Below are 16,790 nucleotides of genomic sequence, written 5' to 3'. Positions count from 1 at the left end.
CTCTCCTATCTATCTATTTATCTAATGCTGAACACAGTAACACAATTATAACATTTTTCAAAGGCCAAAATTGAATTAAATCAATATTGTTGGCATGGTCATGGCGAAATAAGGTACAATAACAAGCGAATCGGTTTCCCTTCCCGGAAGCCGCTTGAGACACGGAAACCCGTTTACGCATGGAAGGATGGAAGACAAGAATGTATGTAGCAAACGATTGGAAAGATTACGAGGTTATCGATACCGGCAATGGAGAAAAGCTGGAGCGCTGGGGCGATGTAGTGCTTCGCCGTCCGGATCCGCAGATTATCTGGCCCATCCGGGATGAGAATGCCAAATGGCGTGACGTGCATGGCCATTATCACCGCAGCTCTTCAGGCGGCGGACAATGGGAAATGAAAAAATCTCTTCCGGATCGCTGGAGCATCTCTTACGACCGGCTTAAATTCCACATTAAACCGACCAATTTCAAGCATACCGGATTGTTCCCGGAGCAGGCGGCGAACTGGCGCTGGATGATGGACAAGATAGCATCCGCAGGCCGCCCGATTCAAGTTCTTAACCTGTTCGCTTACACCGGAGGAGCGACCGTAGCAGCCGCATCTGCCGGCGCATCCGTTGTACACGTCGATGCAGCCAAGGGCATGGTGCAGTGGGCCAAGGAGAATCTCGCCCTATCAGGTCTTGCTGATCGCCCTGTCCGCTTCATTACCGATGATGTATTCAAATTCGTGCAGCGGGAGCAGCGCCGCGGCAATAAATACGATGCCATCATTATGGATCCGCCATCCTATGGAAGAGGACCGGGCGGTGAAATGTGGAAGCTGGAGACGAGCCTGTACCCCTTCGTCGAATCCTGCATGTCCATACTTTCGGACAATCCGCTGTTCTTCCTGATTAATTCCTATACGACAGGCATCTCACCTACGGTGCTTCATAATATATTGTCCATGACCATCAAACAGCGCTGCGGCGGTACGATCTCTGCAGGTGAACTGGGCCTCCCCATTACCCGCTCCGGTCTGCATCTGCCTTGCGGCATTCTTGGACGGTGGGAGGAATCCTGATGCAAGACATCGCCATCCTGTTCGAGGATAACCACTTGCTTGGAATTGTGAAGCCGGTCAATATCCCGACCCAGGCCGATGCAAGCGGCGATAAAGATCTTCATAACCTGCTCAAGGAGGATCTCCGCCAGAGATATGCCAAGCCCGGCAATGTTTATCTCGGGCTAGTGCACCGGCTTGACCGCCCGGTTGGAGGAGCCATGATCTTTGCCAAAACCTCCAAGGCCGCCTCAAGATTATCGGATGCCGTTCGAACCAGAAAGCTGGAGAAAACCTATTTGGCCGTCGTTCGCGGCAAGCCGGCTCATCCCGAGGGAAGACTGAAGGATACGCTGTTGAAGGATGAACGGACCAATACCGTGAGCATTGTTCCGACTGGAACAATGGGTGGCAAAGAAGCGATTCTTGATTTCAAGATTGTCGGATATGATGCGGAACAGAACCTTAGCTTGGTTCGTGTCAAATTGCTTACAGGCCGCTCTCATCAAATCCGCGTTCAATTAAGCGGAATAGGCTGCCCTTTGTATGGAGATCAGAAGTATGGAGCAGGGCTGAACACTCCTGGGGAGCAACTGGCGCTGTGGTCCGTATATGTCGGCTTTCCCCATCCGGTCAGCAAAACGCCGGTTGACCTGATCTCTCTCCCGCCCAGGGTCTTTCCATGGTCGCTTTGGGAGGAAAGGATCTGCAGGCAAGCAACTGAGGATAGCGTAGCCGGAGGCAATGAATAGAGATTACTAGCATGCTTTATTGAGATCAGAGGACTAGTTAGGTGGGGCAACGGGGCTGTCCCCAAAGTCCCTGAACATAAAAAAGCCGGATGGAAAAGGTGATATTTCCCATCCGGCTTTTTTGTGTTTGCAGGAAGTGGCCGCAGCGCGACGCGAATGCTTTTTGTACGAATTTTCGTATATAACTGCTCCTTGATGCCATCGACTGGAAGAGTTTGAACGATAATTCATACAAATCGCCCTCGTCCCCTCGCTTCACGGGCGCTTTTATACGAAATTTCGTTCAAATTCCTGGATTCAGGCGATGCGGGAGGGATGTTGTGCGACTTTTCGTACAAAACTCCGCCATGGAACCGTCCACCGAGCGAGGTTGGCTGATATTTCGTACAAAAGTCCGGCAACGCTGTACTTAGTCCAATAAAAGAAATCCGCAAACAACAGCGATCGTAAGCATCCTTCACACATTGCCCCCACACGTATAATCATCAGTCGGCTTACAACAAACCCGTGTTCTATTAAAATTTGGACAGCTTGTGTACCGGCCACAATGCCCATCTCAAGAGGGGACGAGACCAATAAGCGAGCACCGTTGTTGCCGTCCACGAGCTGCGTTTATTCTGGATGTATTGATCGTTGATAATATAAGTCCGAGTTGAGGTTGGACTCTTCAGACCGAGCTTCTCCCATTCCGCTGGATCGTTCGAGCCTCCAAGCCTTTGAAGCATGTCCGTTGTTTCAACATCAATTCGGGCTGGAATTTGCTCATAGGCTTGGGTGATTTGCGTGTGAAATTCGTCTATAGGACTGCGGCTGGTCAGGCTCTCCAGATGAATACCCTCGCGAAGATATGAAACATAAGCCAGATGGTCGGCCCAATACTTGTCGATATAAAATAGCCGAACCCGCTGCTCTGCGGGACTCATCCGCTTCATGCCTTTCAGGATGCGGAGCCGCTCCTCATATAGAATTCGCCGCTGATCCTCAACCATATCAGAATAGCTGTTCAGCTCCTGGTGGATATCGAAGTTTTGCCCCATAACAACACGTTGAATATGCGCAACCTTCCTGATAAGCACCGGATCTTCTATGGCCTCCTCCTGCCTAGGAGCATGGAACATTTTATCCATACCGAACCGCAGCAACAGCTCATCCTCCAGGCTGACATAAAATATGGAGGAACCCGGGTCTCCCTGCCGGCCTGAACGTCCGCGAAGCTGATTGTCAATTCGCACGCTTTCGTTCACACAGGTGCCGATCACATATAATCCGCCTAGCTTGGCGACAGCCTCGGCCTGCTCGTCATTCCCTCCTCCAAGTCTGATATCAACGCCGCGGCCCGCCATATTTGTAGACACCGTGACCGCGCCTATTTCCCCTGCATTGGCAATGATTTCTGCTTCTTCCGAATCATTTTTGGCATTCAGCACATGGCAAGGTACATGGGCAACCGCCAGCGCTGCCGCCAGATTATCTGACTCCTCGACGCTTGACGTACCAATGAGAATGGGGCGTCCTGTCGCATGGACAGACGATATTTCCTGCACCAGCGCCTTCAGCTTGGCTTCTTTGTGCGTAAATATCCGGTGCGGATAGTCAATCCGTCTGTTTGGCAGATTCGGCGGGATTTGCAGCACCTGCAGCGCATAAATATGCTTGAAATCCATTGCAGAAGCGAGTGCGGTTGCCGTCATTCCACAGATTTTCGGATACAGGCTGATGAAATGTTGAATGGTGATGGTCCCTAGAATTTTCCCGCCAGACTCCCAATGCACTCCTTCCTTGGCCGCAAGTGCGGCCTGCAGCCCGTTCGGTAAATAACGGTTTTCCGCCACACGGCCAGTATACTCTTCAACCAGCTCAATTTTACCGTCCCTAACGATATAATCGATATCTTTTTTCATTAAAGTTTCCACATGCAGCGCGCAATTTAATGACGTTAACAAATCGGCATTATGACGATCATACAGATTGTCACAACCCAGCAGTTCCTCTGCTTTTGCGGCTCCTGCCTCAATCAAGTAGACATTTCGCTGAAATTCGTCGAATTCATAATGCTCATCCTGCTGCAGCTGCCGAGCCACCTCAGCAAAAGAAAAATCGTCGTTGCTGGAAAATTCCGAATCACCGGCGATGACCAACGGTACCCGAGCTTCGTCAAGGAGCAGGGAATCCGCCTCATCGACGATGACGTAGTGAAAAGGACGATGCACCATATCGGATGGATGTAAAGCAATCGTGTCGCGCAAATAATCGAACCCTGCTTCTTTTGCCGTCACATAGGTTACATCGGCATCATAAACTTCCCGTTTTTCGGACAAGCTCATACCCGCTTGAATCGATTGAACCGTTAATCCTAGAAAACGATAGATCGGTCCCATCCACGCTGCATCCCGCTTCGCCAAGTAATCGTTAAAAGTCAGCACATGTACACCTTCGCCGGTCAATGCATTCAGGTAAGCGGGCATAACCGCAGAGAGCGTCTTCCCTTCCCCGGTGTGCTGCTCGATCAAAAACCGCTCGTGCAAAGCGATGGCGGCCATGATCTGAACATCGTAGGGCTGTAATCCGATCGTTCTCTTCGCCGTCTCGCAGACCAGCGCATAGGCATCGATAAGCAGCTCGTCCAATGGCGTACCCGACTTTGCTTCCCTTTTCAGCCGGACCGATTCCGCTTGCAGCTGCTTATCATCCCATGCCTCCAGGCTCCGTTTCCTGATGAGCTCCACTTTGTCCCGATAGCTCTTCAGCTTTTGCAGATTATCGCGATCTTTAAGTTCTCGGATCAACTTGACGGCTAAATTCATCGGCATCTATCCCTCCCGCTCCTTATTTCTCTATGGCATATCCGTATAAGAAGTTTTTATCATTATATTCTATCTTCGATCCATCTGTCAGGCTATCATGAAGAAACGCGATTTCAGCGAGCGTAAATTAAAACAACGCGCACCGGCGAAATACCGATGCGCGTTGGCAGCTTAAGCCTATTAAACTTCTCTGATTCAGAGGTATAACAACCTCACTAATCTATTCCTATGCTTTCGTGCCTGAAATCTTGCCCAGCAAATAGACGAGAAGCTGCTGGTTATGGGTCGACAGCCGATCGAGCACACCCTCCAGATAGCTATCCCTAAGCCGTACGCCACGCAGGACTTCTTGCTTGCCTTTATCCGTAATCGAGACCCACACGATACGCCGATCTTCCTCATCCCGTTCTCGATGGATGAGTTCGCCGCGCTCCATGCGGTCGAGCAGCATCGTCACCGCGGCCGGAGTTATTGACAGGAACGGAATTAATTCAGAAGGCTTCAGGCTCCCTTCCCGTTCCAGATGCTCCAATACCGCAAGCTGGCTCATCGTCAAAGTTGGAGCCAGTTGCCCCTCCATATGCGTCTGATAATCCTTGGTAATTATCCCAAGCAGCTTGCCGAATTCAGCCGTATGCACATTCTGTCACCCCTCAAGAACGAATCCGAATGATCCTCTATATTTGTACTGTCATGCATTCTTCGACGCTTGAGAGGCAAACTCCTGCTTGACCCCAATGGATTCAAGGTGCTGAAAAGTTGGCTTTTTGAACTCACGCTTAAAGGATCACTTTTCTCCAACCGAATGGATCCTCCAGAACCCCTTTCTGGATTCCTGTAATCGTATCATACAACTTCTTGGAGATTTCGCCGGTATGTCCACCGCTAATTGTAATTTCTTCGCTGTCCCATTTCATCTTGCCGATCGGCGAGATGACTGCAGCCGTTCCTGTACCGAAGGCTTCCTCAAGGGTTCCCGCACTGGAAGCGGCAAACAGTTCCTCTACCGAAATTTTGCGTTCAGTAACCTGATGTCCCCAGGATTGCAGCAAGCGAATAACCGAATCTCTGGTGATTCCGGCAAGAATACTCCCCGAGAGCTCCGGCGTTACGATTTCGCCGGAAATTTTGAAGAATACATTCATGCTCCCGACCTCTTCAATATATTTCTTCTCTACGCCGTCGAGCCAAAGCACCTGAGAATACCCTTCCTTCTGGGCAATCTCCTGGGCCTTGATTCCGGAAGCGTAGTTGCCGGCCGTCTTGGCCGTGCCTGTACCCCCGCGTACTGCACGCACATATTGATTTTCCACAAAGATCGAAACCGGATGAATTCCCTCTGGATAGTAGGATCCGGATGGAGACAAGATTACCATCAGCTTATATTCTCTAGCAGCTCTTACGCCAAGCCCAGGCTCGGTTGCAATAATAAACGGACGGATGTACAAGGAAGACTCCGCCCCATCCGGGATCCAGTCCTGATCCTCCCGAACCAGCGCGATAATTCCATCCAGCAGCAGTTCCTCATCCACTTCAGGAATGCTGATCCGCTCGCTGGATTGATTCAGACGATGCATATTGGCATCGGGCCGGAACAGACAGACATGACCATCTGCTGTTTTGTAGGCCTTCATCCCTTCAAATACCTCCTGGCCATAATGAAACACCATCGCCGAAGGATCCAGCGTTATCGGACCGTAAGGCACGATCATTGGTTCATGCCAGCCCTGATCGGCAGAATAATCCATAACCAGCATGTGGTCTGTAAAATATTTGCCGAAGCCGAGACGATCTCCATCCGGCTTGGTCTTTGGCTGTTCATTGCGAATTACTTTGATCTCTTTCACTGAAATACGCTCCTTTTAAAAATGCCGTTTATATTTGAATTAACTATACGCTTAGCGCTTGCATTGATCAATACCATAGTATCGATTATAATCATAGAAATTATCTATACTATTTCAGTTAAACTGAAGGGGAGAAAAAAATGGAGCACCGTCTGCTTGACTACTTTCTGGTTCTGGCCGAAGAGCTGCATTTCACAAAGGCGGCCGACCGTCTGGGAATTACCCAGCCGACCCTCAGCCATCAGATCAAGCTTCTCGAGCAAGAACTGGGAACACCGTTGTTCCAGCGCTCCGGCAAGAAAACCTATCTTACTTCCGCCGGGAATATACTGATGGAGCATGCGCAGCAGGTGCATCACGAACTCGCCCAGGCCCGTTTGAAGATCGGCGAGCTGTCGGGCTTGAAGCGCGGCAGGCTGCGAATCGGCTGCTCCGGCAACCATTTGCTGACCGAATCGTTGATCTCGTTCCACCAGCTGTACCCGGATATCGAGCTGACCGTGATGGAGCTGGCGACCGATGAGACCCACGAGGGGCTGTTGACGAACCGGCTCGATCTTGGAGTCGTCTTCCTGCCGCTAGAGGATGAGCAATTGATCAGCCGACCGCTGTTCGATGAGGAACTGGTATGCATCATCTCCAAGCATCACAAGCAGGCCGGCATTCCGCAGATCAGCCTGCCGGAGTTAAGTGATGTACCGCTGATTCTGTTTCAGCAGAAATTTCTTGCAAGGCAAATGCTTGATCAGGCTTGCCGCCAAGCCGGGATTGCCTTAAGGCCGGTGATCGAGCTGTCCACCATGGATTCACAGATCCGGATGGCAGAGCAAGGGGTTGGCGCAACGATCCTGCCCGCCTCCTATGCGGCAATTACCCGCTCTACTGACCTGGCTATTATCCCTTTGGCTCCCGCTGCTCCCCGGAAAGAGGTCGGACTTGTCTATAAAAAATCAACCTTCCTAGACCCGGCATTAAATCAATTTATTCTCCATCTGGAGGCGCGTTACCTGCAAGGGAAATAAGCTTCGCAAGCCGCGTCAATGCGCGGCCAGCGAAGCTTATACCTAACTGAGGACGTAAATATCCGCAATATAATCATTTTTAGCGACAGGAACAAGATTCTTGCCCGTCGATTTGCGGTCGGCCAGCGGGGCAGCCTCAGAGCTGAAGCTATGATTCTCGCCTTCCTTCGTCACCGCAGACAACGGCAACGGATCCTTGCAATGGAATCCGCCTGCCAATACGCTGCCATTCGGCTTCACCCGCTTCCCTTCCTTGAATTCGAAGGTTTGCAGGCCTTTCCCGCCCCGGCTTTGCAGCGGGTAATCCAGAAGCAGACTGCGCTTGCCGTACCCGAGATCGGATAAGACGAGCACTTCCCCTTCATCGCCTTCTACCCACAGACCTGTGATCACTTCATCCTCCGCCTTGAGCGTAATGCCTTTCACACCCGCAGATACGCGTCCCATCGGATTTACCTCGGATTCGGCAAACCGGATAGCCATTCCCAGCTTGGTCAAGAGTAAAATCTCTTGCCGATTATAGCTGAGCGTAACCGAAATCACTTCATCACCTGAAGCTACCTTGCAGGCAGCAACCGCTCCGGTGCGCTTCGTCTCGTACTCCTTCAGTTCTGTCCGCTTCACCTGACCGCGCTTCGTAATGAACACCAGGCTGGCCGCAGCCTCATCGAAGCCGGCAAGCGGAATGACGCTGACAATCCGGTCATCCTTGGCGAGCGGAATTACATTAACGATCGCGGTGCCGTTATCCTTCCATTTGAACTCCGGTATCTGATGTACCGGAAGCACGAAATATTGACCATGCTGCGTGAAAATCAACAGATTTTGCAGCGTATTCACGTCAATGATCTGCCGGATGTAGTCGCCATCCTTGACTCCAGATCCGCTGCGCTCTGCTCCGGAACGAGTAAAGGACAGCATACTGGTGCGCTTGATGTACCCGTCGTTCGAAAGGGTGACCAGCACATCCTCCTGAGCCACAAGCACTTCCAGATTCACCTTGAGTTCTTCAACCTCGCCCTGAATTTGAGAACGGCGGTCGATACCGTATTTTTCCCGGATTTCAAGAAGCTCTTTCTTGATCAGTGCGATCAGCTTGCGGTCGCTTTCCAAAATTCCGCGAAGTGTGGCGATCTTCTTCTGAATATCCTCCAGTTCCTTTTGCAACGAGGTAATCTCCAGATTCGTCAGCCGATAGAGCTGCAGGGACAGAATGGAATCCGCTTGACGCTCTGTGAAGCCGAACATCCATTGCAGATTGTTCTGGGCATCCTGCCGGTTCTTCGAAGCCTTGATCGCGGCGATGACCTCATCCAGAATATTCAGCGCCTTCACCAGGCCCTCCAGCACATGGGCGCGATCCTCCAGCTTCTCCAGCTCAAACCGAGTACGGAAGGTAACGACCTCGCGCTGATGCGCAATATAGGCGTCAAGCATCGCTTTAAGTCCCAATTGACGCGGAGCCTTATTCACAATGGCAACCATATTGAAATTGTAGGTCACTTGAAGGTCCGTCTTTTTGAGGAGATAAGCCAAGATCCCCTGGGCATCCGCATCCTTCTTCAATTCCACGACGATTCTCAGGCCGGCACGCCCGCTTTCATCGCGCACCTCGGCAATACCGTCCACTTTTTTCTCCAGACGAATATTCTCCATGGCGGTTACAAGACGAGATTTTACAACCTGATACGGAATTTCAGTAATTACAATTTGTTGTTTACCGCCGCGCAGAGTCTCAATCTCTGTTTTCGAGCGTAAATAAATCCGGCCTTTTCCGGACTCATAGGCCTCACGGATTCCCTCTTCGCCCATAATAATTCCGCCGGTTGGAAAATCCGGTCCCTTAATGTACGCCCGAATATCGCCCAGCTCCAGCTGCGGATTCTCCATCAATGCTACGCAAGCATCTATGACCTCGCGCAAATTATGAGGAGGAATCTCCGTAGCGAATCCGGCTGAAATTCCGCTGGCACCGTTCACCAGCAGATTGGGGAATCTGGAGGGAAGCACGACCGGCTCCATTGCCGTGTTATCGAAATTATCCTTGAACGGAACCGTCCGCTTCTCGATATCTCTTAGCAGCTCCAACGCTATAGGCGAGAGACGCGCTTCCGTATACCGCATCGCCGCCGCCGGATCATCATCCTGCGAGCCCCAGTTCCCGTGTCCGTCCACCAGCACATGTCCCATCTTCCACGGCTGTGCCATCCGCACCATGCCTTCGTATATGGAAGAATCGCCATGCGGGTGATAATTCCCCATGACATCCCCGACCGTCTTGGCCGACTTCCGGTACGGCTTGTCCGGCGTGTTGCCCGAATCGTACATCGCATACAGAATCCGGCGCTGGACAGGCTTCAGTCCGTCTCGTACATCGGGAATCGCCCGGTCCTGAATAATATATTTGGAATACCGGCCAAAGCGGTCACCCACAACTTCCTCGAGAAAAGCCGGTAAAAAATTCTCCAATGAGCTCAATTCATTCACCTTCTATTCCTCATACTCCGTAAAGTCCACGTTTTCGACGATCCAGCGCTTGCGCGGATCGACCTTGTCCCCCATAAGTGTGGATACGCGGCGTTCCGCCTTGGCGGCATCTTCAATCTGTACCTGAAGCATTGTCCGGGTCTCCGGATCCATGGTCGTCTCCCACAGCTGCTCCGGATTCATCTCGCCAAGCCCTTTATAGCGCTGAAGCTCAAAGTTCTTGCCGAATTCCTTCAAATAGTTTTGCAATTGCTCATCGCTCCAGGCATAACGAATCGTCTCCAGCTTTCCGGAACGGCGGGTAATCTTATAGAGCGGCGGTTGAGCAATATACACCCTTCCCGCATCGATCAACGGCTTCATATAACGGTAAAAGAACGTCAGCAGCAGCACCTGGATGTGCGCGCCATCCGTATCCGCATCCGTCATAATGATAATCTTCGAATAGTTGCTGTCCTCGACGGCAAATTCATTGCCGATTCCCGCGCCTATGGCAGCTATGATCGCCCGATACTCATCGTTCTTCATAATATCGGCCAGCTTGGCCTTCTCGGGATTCATCGGCTTGCCCTTCAGCGGCAAGATCGCCTGAATTTTCGAGTCTCTGCCTTGCTTGGCCGATCCGCCCGCCGAGTCCCCTTCCACGATAAACAGCTCGGTCCGGGAAAAATCCTTGGACTGCGCCGGGGTCAGCTTGCCGCCCAGATTCGAGCTCTCGCTCCGCTTCTTCCCGGTGCGCATCTCGTCTCTGGCCTTTCGGGCCGCCTCTCTTGCACGGGACGCCTGAATCGCCTTCTTGATCAGCGTCTGGGCAACCTGAGGATTCTCCTCCAGGAACAGTGCCATTTTCTCGGATACTACAGCATCCACCGCACTTCTGGCCGATGCGCTGCCTAGCTGATCCTTCGTCTGTCCCACGAATTCAACCTCCGACATTTTGACGCTGATCACCGCCATCATGCCTTCCCGCAGGTCATTGCCCTCCAGATTTTTGTCCTTCTCCTTGAGAATCGCATATTTCCGGGCATAATCATTCATCACTCGGGTATAGGCCGTCTTGAAGCCTGTCTCATGGGTTCCTCCGCCCCGGGTCGGGATCGAGTTCACGAAGGAGACCAGGGTCTCGGTGTAGCCCGCATTGTATTGCAGCGCCACCTCCACCTCGATATCATCCCGCTCCGCGTAGAAATGCACCACTTCATGGAGCACATCCTTGCCATCATTCAGGAATTCCACGAACTGGCTGGCTCCGCCCTCGTAAAAAAACTCGTCGGAACGGTCGGACCGCTCGTCCTTCAGGCTGACCTTTAAACCTGAATTCAGAAAGGCGATCTCCTGCAAACGTTCCGCGAGTGTATCGTAGTTCAGTCCGATTCCATTCACAAACACACGTTTGTCCGGTTTAAACGTTACCTTGGTTCCGCTCTTGTTCGTATTGCCCAGTACCTCCAGGCCAGTCACTGGCTCGCCGACATGTTCGACGCCAAGGTCGTCCACCCAATATTCGAAGCGCATGCGATGAACTTTACCTTCCCGGTAAATCTCAACCTCCAGCCACTCCGATAACGCATTTGTTACCGAGGCGCCTACGCCGTGCAAGCCGCCTGATTTCTTATAGCCGGAGCCGCCGAACTTCCCGCCGGCATGCAGAATTGTATATACAACCTGTGGCGTTGGAACACCGGTCTTGTGCATCCCGGTTGGAATCCCCCGCCCATTATCGATTACCGTAACGGAGCCGTCCTTGTTCAGCGAAATGTCGATCTTGGTACAAAATTTGGCCAGATGCTCGTCGACCGCATTGTCTACAATCTCCCATACCAGATGATGAAGTCCCGACGAGCTCGTACTGCCGATATACATACCAGGTCGTTTGCGAACTGCGACAAGCCCTTCGAGCACCTGAATGTCGTCCGCGTCGTATCCCGAAGTTCCGGTTCCGGACGCAGGTCCGTTCGTCCCTTCGAACAAATCGATTTGTTCGGCCATTCATGCTCCCCCTTTTACTTCAATATGTAATCTAAACACACAAAAATGCAAACAGATGTTTTGTTATTCCTTGTCCATTTTAATTCAAGATATCCTGTTTAGTAAAGACAAGGAATGAAACAACCAGCGAACAGGCTGCCCATATCCCCAGCACCAGCAAGGAAAATCCGAGACTCATGCCTTCAATAGGGACCGGAGTCCCAGCTAAATAATCCGTTAGACCCAGATTGACCATAAACAGATATTTTGCACTCGTCCAGGCTGAGGCCATGTTGGTCAAAATGTTGCCCGCGATCAGCGAGGACATCATGATAATAATGCTTGCGGCCGTGCTTCTTACCAGCACCGAGACCATCAGTGCGAGAATCGCCACAACTACTCCTACGTACCAGACCAGACCCGCCTGCATGAACAGGTATTTCCATTGCGGCACTGCATGGACTGAGGATAGATCGACACTTGCTCCCTCCAACCGGAAGCCTGTGAAGACGGGAAGCTGAAATCCCTTGTAGCCAAAAAACATGCCCGAGATCAGATAGCATATCACAAATACAGCAAGCACTGTCAATGACACAAACATCAGCAATGTGATCAGCTTGCTTAGCAGGATCTTCCATCTGCGCACCGGGCGCGTCAGGAGCATCTTTATCGTTCCGGTCGTGCGTTCCGCGGACACGATATCGGATCCCAATCCCATAATCAACAATGGAATAAACAAGGTTGCGGCGTTATCCAAGAACTCGCGTGTGAAGGTAACTCCTCCCGGCGCGGCAGGATTCACGTCATGCTCCAGATAATACTTCATCTGTTGAATATAGACTTGGCGATACTTCTTCCATTCTTCGGGGACCCGGTCACTGCCCAGCGAATTCTGATTGTCCGTGATCGCCTGCTGGACCTCTCTGCGCCAGTCGGTGCCATACTTCTCCCGCTTGCTCTCCGCCTGCTTCATTTGCGCATAAGAGAATACCGGCACCAACACGAGCAGCACGAGCAGGACAACATAGAAACGCTTCTTCCTGATCATCTTCTCAGTTTCATTCCGAACAAGCCCGATGATTTGATTATTCAATGCTCTCACGCTCCGTCATCTCCAGGAACAGCTGCTCAAGAGTGGGATTAATCTTGTGGGCCCCCTGAATTTGAATTCCAGCCTTCACAAGCTGGGGGATGAGCTCCTGGATCTCCTCTTGCCTCATTGCTGTCAGAATGGATCCTTCCATGCTTCCGGTTAACAGCGCATCATCCAGCACCTCCCCCGGATGCTCGATCAGCTGGCAGCCAAGAGCGCGAAGCGCCTCTTCCCCCCGTACTCGGGGAACTAACTGCCAGGCGACATAGCTGCTGCTATTCTGGATCAGGTCGGCCACCGGCCCGGAGGCCAGCACCTTCCCCCGGCTGATGATCGCAACTCTGTCGCACATTAATTGAATTTCGCTCAGCAGATGACTGGAGACTACGACAGCCATTCCCTGATCCGCCAGGCTTCGGATAAACTGTCTGAGCTCCTTGATCCCTTTCGGGTCCAGACCATTCGTCGGCTCATCGAGAATCAGCAGTTTGGGAGCCCCAAGCAATGCCTGGGCAATGCCAAGCCGCTGGCGCATTCCGAGCGAGTAAGTCTTGACCTTGTCATGAATGCGCGCATCCAACCCGACCAAGGCAATTACTTCTTTCAGCCGTTCCTTGGAGATCCCCGGCTGCATCCGGGCAAATTGCTCCAGATTCTCATAGCCGGTCAGATAGCTGTAGACCTCTGGATTCTCCACAATGGAGCCAACATAGGACAGTGCAAGCTCGGGATTGCGATGAACCTGATGTCCGCAAATGCTCACGCTTCCTTCTGTCGGACGAATCAAGTCCACCAGCATCCGGATCGTAGTCGTCTTCCCTGCACCATTCGGACCGAGAAATCCGAAGATCTCGCCTTCTCGTACAGTGAAGGAGACATTCTCCACAATCGTCTTTTTGCCGATCACCTTCTTCAGCCTATCTACCTGAAGAACCACCTCAGGCAGTTTTGCCGCTCGATCCGCATGGCTTTCAAGCTTCATTTGCGCTCCTCCCCCGACACTGTAGTGACAGCAAGTGCCTGAACAATCCGCTCGGCAATCGCCTGGTATCCCTCGCGGTTCGGATGAAAATGATCCTCAGCCAGGTAGCGTCCCGAGTTGAAAGTAAATAAATCGGAAGTAGAAATCGCCAATCCTTGTCCCGTGGAGTCCATCACTGTCGCGGCAAACCGATTCCACTCCTGAACAATCCGGTTCCCCTGCTCCCTTACCTCCTCCAAGTCAGAGAAAGGGTTGTATAGCATGACATATACGAGCTGTGCTTCCGAATTAATCCCGCGGATGGCTTCAACAATCTTCGCAAACCGCTCTTCGGCCTGCTTCAGCTTAACTGAAAGCTGCTCCTCATCCGGCAACTCAGTCATTTGATCCGCTCCAGCGAACAGATCATTCGCTCCGATGGATAGGATGATTACACCAGCTTGACGGAGAGCATATTGCACACCGTCCTCGTCCAGCATTGGCAACAATCCGGAGGTCGTCAGCCCGTTAATTCCAAGGTTATTAACAAGCTTGGAATTGATCCCTTGCTCTTGAAGCAGCTCGGAGGTTGCTCTGGCGAACCCGCTTCCTGTATCGTCTCCGGTTCCCTTCGCCAGAGAATCCCCGACGGCCGTCACATCCATATTGCCAGGATGAATTTGCTGGTCCTTGGACGCTGTACCCTCAAGTCCAGTGGAGATCGTGTCTGACGGTACCGGAAAGATGACGTCGGATACAGCATATACAAATCCGCAGATCAACATCAGCGTGGCTGCTGCTGATGCTGCCCCCGTAATTTTCCAGACTCTGTTTCCCTTCCCCATTCCCTGCCCTCCTAAGGTTGCACTCCTATCTAATCTCTCCCATTCATGCATTAAACATAAAACATCTTGTCCATGAATTGCAAACGGAGCGGCAATAAGAAAGGGCAGTGCCGAAAGGCACTGCCTGGTATGAAACTACTAGCTTGCACGTATCACCCTGACATCGGCGGGAATGATCTTCTCGCCTTCATAGAGCATGAACCGGCCGTTCTGCCATTCCACCCGGAGCAATGCATAATCGTCGGATTGGAACTGCCACACATGCTGTTCTCCGCCTTGCATAAAAGGAGTTCGTCCGGTAACCGTCACCGCTCCGATATACTGCTCCTCCAAATGAAACAGATGGCCGTCCAGTTCAATCTCTACAGGAACCGCATCCGGTGTATCCAGCCTTCCGTCAATCGGCAGATACAGCTGATACTGCAAGGTCTCCCGCTCCTCGATGTGCAGATAGCTGATCTTCACTCCGTCCTGCAGGGTCAAGACGACCGCATTGCGGCTTGCGTTGTGTACGCGGCCTTGTACTGCATAGGTAACCAGCGATACCTCGCACATATCTCCCGGGGCAAGCGACAGCATGCTCTTCTCCACCGCCGGCGGCTCTGCCTTCGCGAACAGCTTCCCGATCCTTCTCCAGACACTCATATCAGACTAGACCTCACTATAAGCTTACTTCTTTTCCTCGTATTGCTTAAGCAATGCAGCCAGCTCATCTTCCACCTGCTGATCCTTGCCAAGCTTGTCAAACTCGTCATCCAGACTCGATGGCTTGTTGAGCATGTCGTTGCTGGCTTCCGCATGAGCTTCCATCTGGAGCATCTTCTCCTCCATCCGCTTCATTCCGCTGCTGGCAGAATCGGCGTTGAAGCCGCCCATTGCCTTGTTGATCTCGGTTTGAGCCTTCGCCGCATTGTAGCGGGCAACCAAGGTTTCACGCTTGTTTTTCATGTCAGCCAATTGCTTGCGCATTTCATCCAGCTTGCCGCGAAGATTGTCTGCGGAAGCTTTATTTTGCTCATACGCTGTCTTGTATTCAGCCATCTTGCCCTCGGCCGTTTTCTTCTCTTCCAGTGCGCGGCGGGCAAGCTCCACGTTCTGAGCCTGTGCGGCCGTATGGGCCTGTTGGGTCCGCTTCGCAACCAGAGCTTCCTGCTCCTCAAAAAGCGCTTTGAACTTCTTCTCAATCGCAATTTGTGCAGCGACAGCCTTTTCAGCGTCCTCCAGATCCTCTTGCATATCCCGGATATACTGGTCGGTCAGCTTGATCGGATCCTCCGCTTTATCAATCATGGCATGAATGTTAGACATGGTCAGGTCACGTAATCTTTTAAAAATCGACATTTAATTAGCCTCCCTAATAAAAATATAGATCTTGATAAATGTTTACGTGCCTTTCATTTATAGGTTTCAACTCTTTTAAATAAAATTGTTTCTATTTGCCTGTTCCGATAAATTCCTGCACCCAATAACCGTTGTAGTAGCCCACACCGATCAGATTATAGTTCTTGTTCAAAATATTTGCCTTGTGTCCCGGACTGTCCATCCAATCCTGCACAACCTCCTTGGCGGACCACTGCCCCTTGGCAATATTCTCGCCGGCGTAACGGTACGTAATATTGAACGCATCCATCATCTCGAAGGGAGAGCCATATACAGGAGATGTGTGATTGAAATAGTTTCTGTTATACATTTCCACGGCCTTGGTCTTGGCCATCTTCGTCAAGTTTGTGTGCACCGTTAGCGGCTTTAATCCGGCTTCGACCCGAATCTGATTAACCAGCTTGACCACCTCGGCGGCCCGTTCCTTCTGTATCTGGGCGTAAAGGGCAGCTACTGCGGTGTTTGTTGCCGCATGAGTGACTTGGCGGCCGGCTTGCCCTGCTCCAATCCCCGTTCCCAAGATGCAGGCGATCATGCCTGCAGAGATCCATTTAATGAATGGCTTCTTCATATGTAATCCTCCCA

Annotated in this window: 14 protein-coding genes; 3 read left to right on the top strand and 11 right to left on the bottom strand. The window is 51.6% G+C overall.

What is annotated here, in order from left to right:
- Window positions 1-200 precede the first annotated feature (200 nt).
- Together KI362_RS21710 and KI362_RS21705 are read left to right on the top strand one after the other, a co-directional pair.
- Window positions 201-1,067, top strand: coding sequence for a class I SAM-dependent methyltransferase (locus KI362_RS21710; protein WP_301630475.1), 867 nt, complete (start codon window positions 201-203; stop codon window positions 1,065-1,067).
- Window positions 1,067-1,798, top strand: coding sequence for an RluA family pseudouridine synthase (locus KI362_RS21705; RefSeq protein WP_301630423.1), 732 nt, complete (start codon window positions 1,067-1,069; stop codon window positions 1,796-1,798). The genes KI362_RS21710 and KI362_RS21705 overlap by 1 nt, the downstream gene beginning before the upstream one ends.
- Before the next feature lie 515 nt (window positions 1,799-2,313).
- On the opposite strand, the gene KI362_RS21700 is transcribed toward KI362_RS21705, so the two are convergent.
- From KI362_RS21700 to KI362_RS21690, 3 genes are all read right to left on the bottom strand, one after another.
- On the bottom strand, window positions 2,314-4,602 hold the full coding sequence (locus KI362_RS21700; RefSeq protein ID WP_301630473.1) for a preprotein translocase subunit SecA: 2,289 nt from the start codon (window positions 4,600-4,602) through the stop codon (window positions 2,314-2,316).
- Window positions 4,603-4,828: 226 nt separating this feature from the next.
- Window positions 4,829-5,242 carry a MarR family winged helix-turn-helix transcriptional regulator gene (locus KI362_RS21695; RefSeq protein WP_301630421.1) on the bottom strand — a complete coding sequence of 138 codons (414 nt, stop codon included), beginning with the start codon at window positions 5,240-5,242 and terminating at the stop codon, window positions 4,829-4,831.
- A gap of 139 nt (window positions 5,243-5,381) precedes the next feature.
- Window positions 5,382-6,455: a branched-chain amino acid aminotransferase gene (locus KI362_RS21690; RefSeq protein WP_374705699.1), complete on the bottom strand. Its 1,074-nt coding sequence runs from the start codon at window positions 6,453-6,455 to the stop codon at window positions 5,382-5,384.
- Between the two features lie 134 nt (window positions 6,456-6,589).
- Between KI362_RS21690 and KI362_RS21685 the strand changes: the two genes are divergently transcribed.
- Window positions 6,590-7,471, top strand: a complete 882-nt coding sequence (locus tag KI362_RS21685) for a LysR family transcriptional regulator (RefSeq protein ID WP_301630417.1) — start codon at window positions 6,590-6,592, stop codon at window positions 7,469-7,471.
- A 42-nt stretch (window positions 7,472-7,513) separates the two neighbouring features.
- Here KI362_RS21685 and gyrA read toward each other — a convergent pair whose 3' ends face one another.
- The 8 genes from gyrA to KI362_RS21645 all read right to left on the bottom strand — a co-directional run bounded on the left by gyrA (window position 7,514) and on the right by KI362_RS21645 (window position 16,776).
- Entirely contained in the window at window positions 7,514-9,949 is a 2,436-nt protein-coding gene (gyrA, locus tag KI362_RS21680) for a DNA gyrase subunit A (protein WP_301630471.1), read from the bottom strand.
- A gap of 12 nt (window positions 9,950-9,961) precedes the next feature.
- Complete coding sequence (gene parE / locus KI362_RS21675; protein ID WP_044478836.1) at window positions 9,962-11,947, bottom strand: DNA topoisomerase IV subunit B; 1,986 nt, start codon at window positions 11,945-11,947, stop codon at window positions 9,962-9,964.
- A 79-nt stretch (window positions 11,948-12,026) separates the two neighbouring features.
- On the bottom strand, window positions 12,027-13,028 hold the full coding sequence (locus KI362_RS21670; protein ID WP_301630414.1) for an ABC transporter permease: 1,002 nt from the start codon (window positions 13,026-13,028) through the stop codon (window positions 12,027-12,029).
- Window positions 13,012-14,001: an ABC transporter ATP-binding protein gene (locus KI362_RS21665; protein WP_301630412.1), complete on the bottom strand. Its 990-nt coding sequence runs from the start codon at window positions 13,999-14,001 to the stop codon at window positions 13,012-13,014. Before KI362_RS21665 ends, KI362_RS21670 begins: the two co-directional genes overlap by 17 nt.
- Window positions 13,998-14,825 (bottom strand): GDSL-type esterase/lipase family protein, encoded by an 828-nt coding sequence (locus tag KI362_RS21660; protein ID WP_301630410.1) that lies wholly within the window; start codon window positions 14,823-14,825, stop codon window positions 13,998-14,000. The genes KI362_RS21665 and KI362_RS21660 overlap by 4 nt, the downstream gene beginning before the upstream one ends.
- Before the next feature lie 138 nt (window positions 14,826-14,963).
- Window positions 14,964-15,470 carry a DUF4178 domain-containing protein gene (locus KI362_RS21655; RefSeq protein ID WP_301630408.1) on the bottom strand — a complete coding sequence of 169 codons (507 nt, stop codon included), beginning with the start codon at window positions 15,468-15,470 and terminating at the stop codon, window positions 14,964-14,966.
- Between the two features lie 24 nt (window positions 15,471-15,494).
- On the bottom strand, window positions 15,495-16,166 hold the full coding sequence (locus KI362_RS21650) for a PspA/IM30 family protein (protein ID WP_044478841.1): 672 nt from the start codon (window positions 16,164-16,166) through the stop codon (window positions 15,495-15,497).
- Window positions 16,167-16,257: 91 nt separating this feature from the next.
- Window positions 16,258-16,776 carry a CAP domain-containing protein gene (locus tag KI362_RS21645; RefSeq protein WP_306432851.1) on the bottom strand — a complete coding sequence of 173 codons (519 nt, stop codon included), beginning with the start codon at window positions 16,774-16,776 and terminating at the stop codon, window positions 16,258-16,260.
- Window positions 16,777-16,790: the final 14 nt, after the last annotated feature.

The organism is Paenibacillus apis (genome assembly GCF_018333295.1).
Classification (GTDB): domain Bacteria; phylum Bacillota; class Bacilli; order Paenibacillales; family Paenibacillaceae; genus Fontibacillus; species Fontibacillus antibioticophila.
The sequence above is the reverse complement of the archived record's forward strand: the minus strand, read 5'-3'. Positions and strand labels throughout refer to the sequence as shown.

Excerpts from the sequence above, each read along its gene's own strand:
- KI362_RS21655 (WP_301630408.1), bottom strand. The coding sequence starts at position 15,470 with ATGAGTGTCTGGAGAAGGATCGGGAAGCTGTTCGCGAAGGCAGAGCCG.
- KI362_RS21645 (WP_306432851.1), bottom strand. The coding sequence starts at position 16,776 with ATGAAGAAGCCATTCATTAAATGGATCTCTGCAGGCATGATCGCCTGC.
- parE (WP_044478836.1), bottom strand. The coding sequence starts at position 11,947 with ATGGCCGAACAAATCGATTTGTTCGAAGGGACGAACGGACCTGCGTCC.
- KI362_RS21660 (WP_301630410.1), bottom strand. The coding sequence starts at position 14,825 with ATGGGGAAGGGAAACAGAGTCTGGAAAATTACGGGGGCAGCATCAGCA.
- KI362_RS21700 (WP_301630473.1), bottom strand. The coding sequence starts at position 4,602 with ATGAATTTAGCCGTCAAGTTGATCCGAGAACTTAAAGATCGCGATAAT.
- KI362_RS21705 (WP_301630423.1), top strand. The coding sequence starts at position 1,067 with ATGCAAGACATCGCCATCCTGTTCGAGGATAACCACTTGCTTGGAATT.
- KI362_RS21710 (WP_301630475.1), top strand. The coding sequence starts at position 201 with ATGTATGTAGCAAACGATTGGAAAGATTACGAGGTTATCGATACCGGC.
- KI362_RS21650 (WP_044478841.1), bottom strand. The coding sequence starts at position 16,166 with ATGTCGATTTTTAAAAGATTACGTGACCTGACCATGTCTAACATTCAT.
- KI362_RS21665 (WP_301630412.1), bottom strand. The coding sequence starts at position 14,001 with ATGAAGCTTGAAAGCCATGCGGATCGAGCGGCAAAACTGCCTGAGGTG.
- KI362_RS21685 (WP_301630417.1), top strand. The coding sequence starts at position 6,590 with ATGGAGCACCGTCTGCTTGACTACTTTCTGGTTCTGGCCGAAGAGCTG.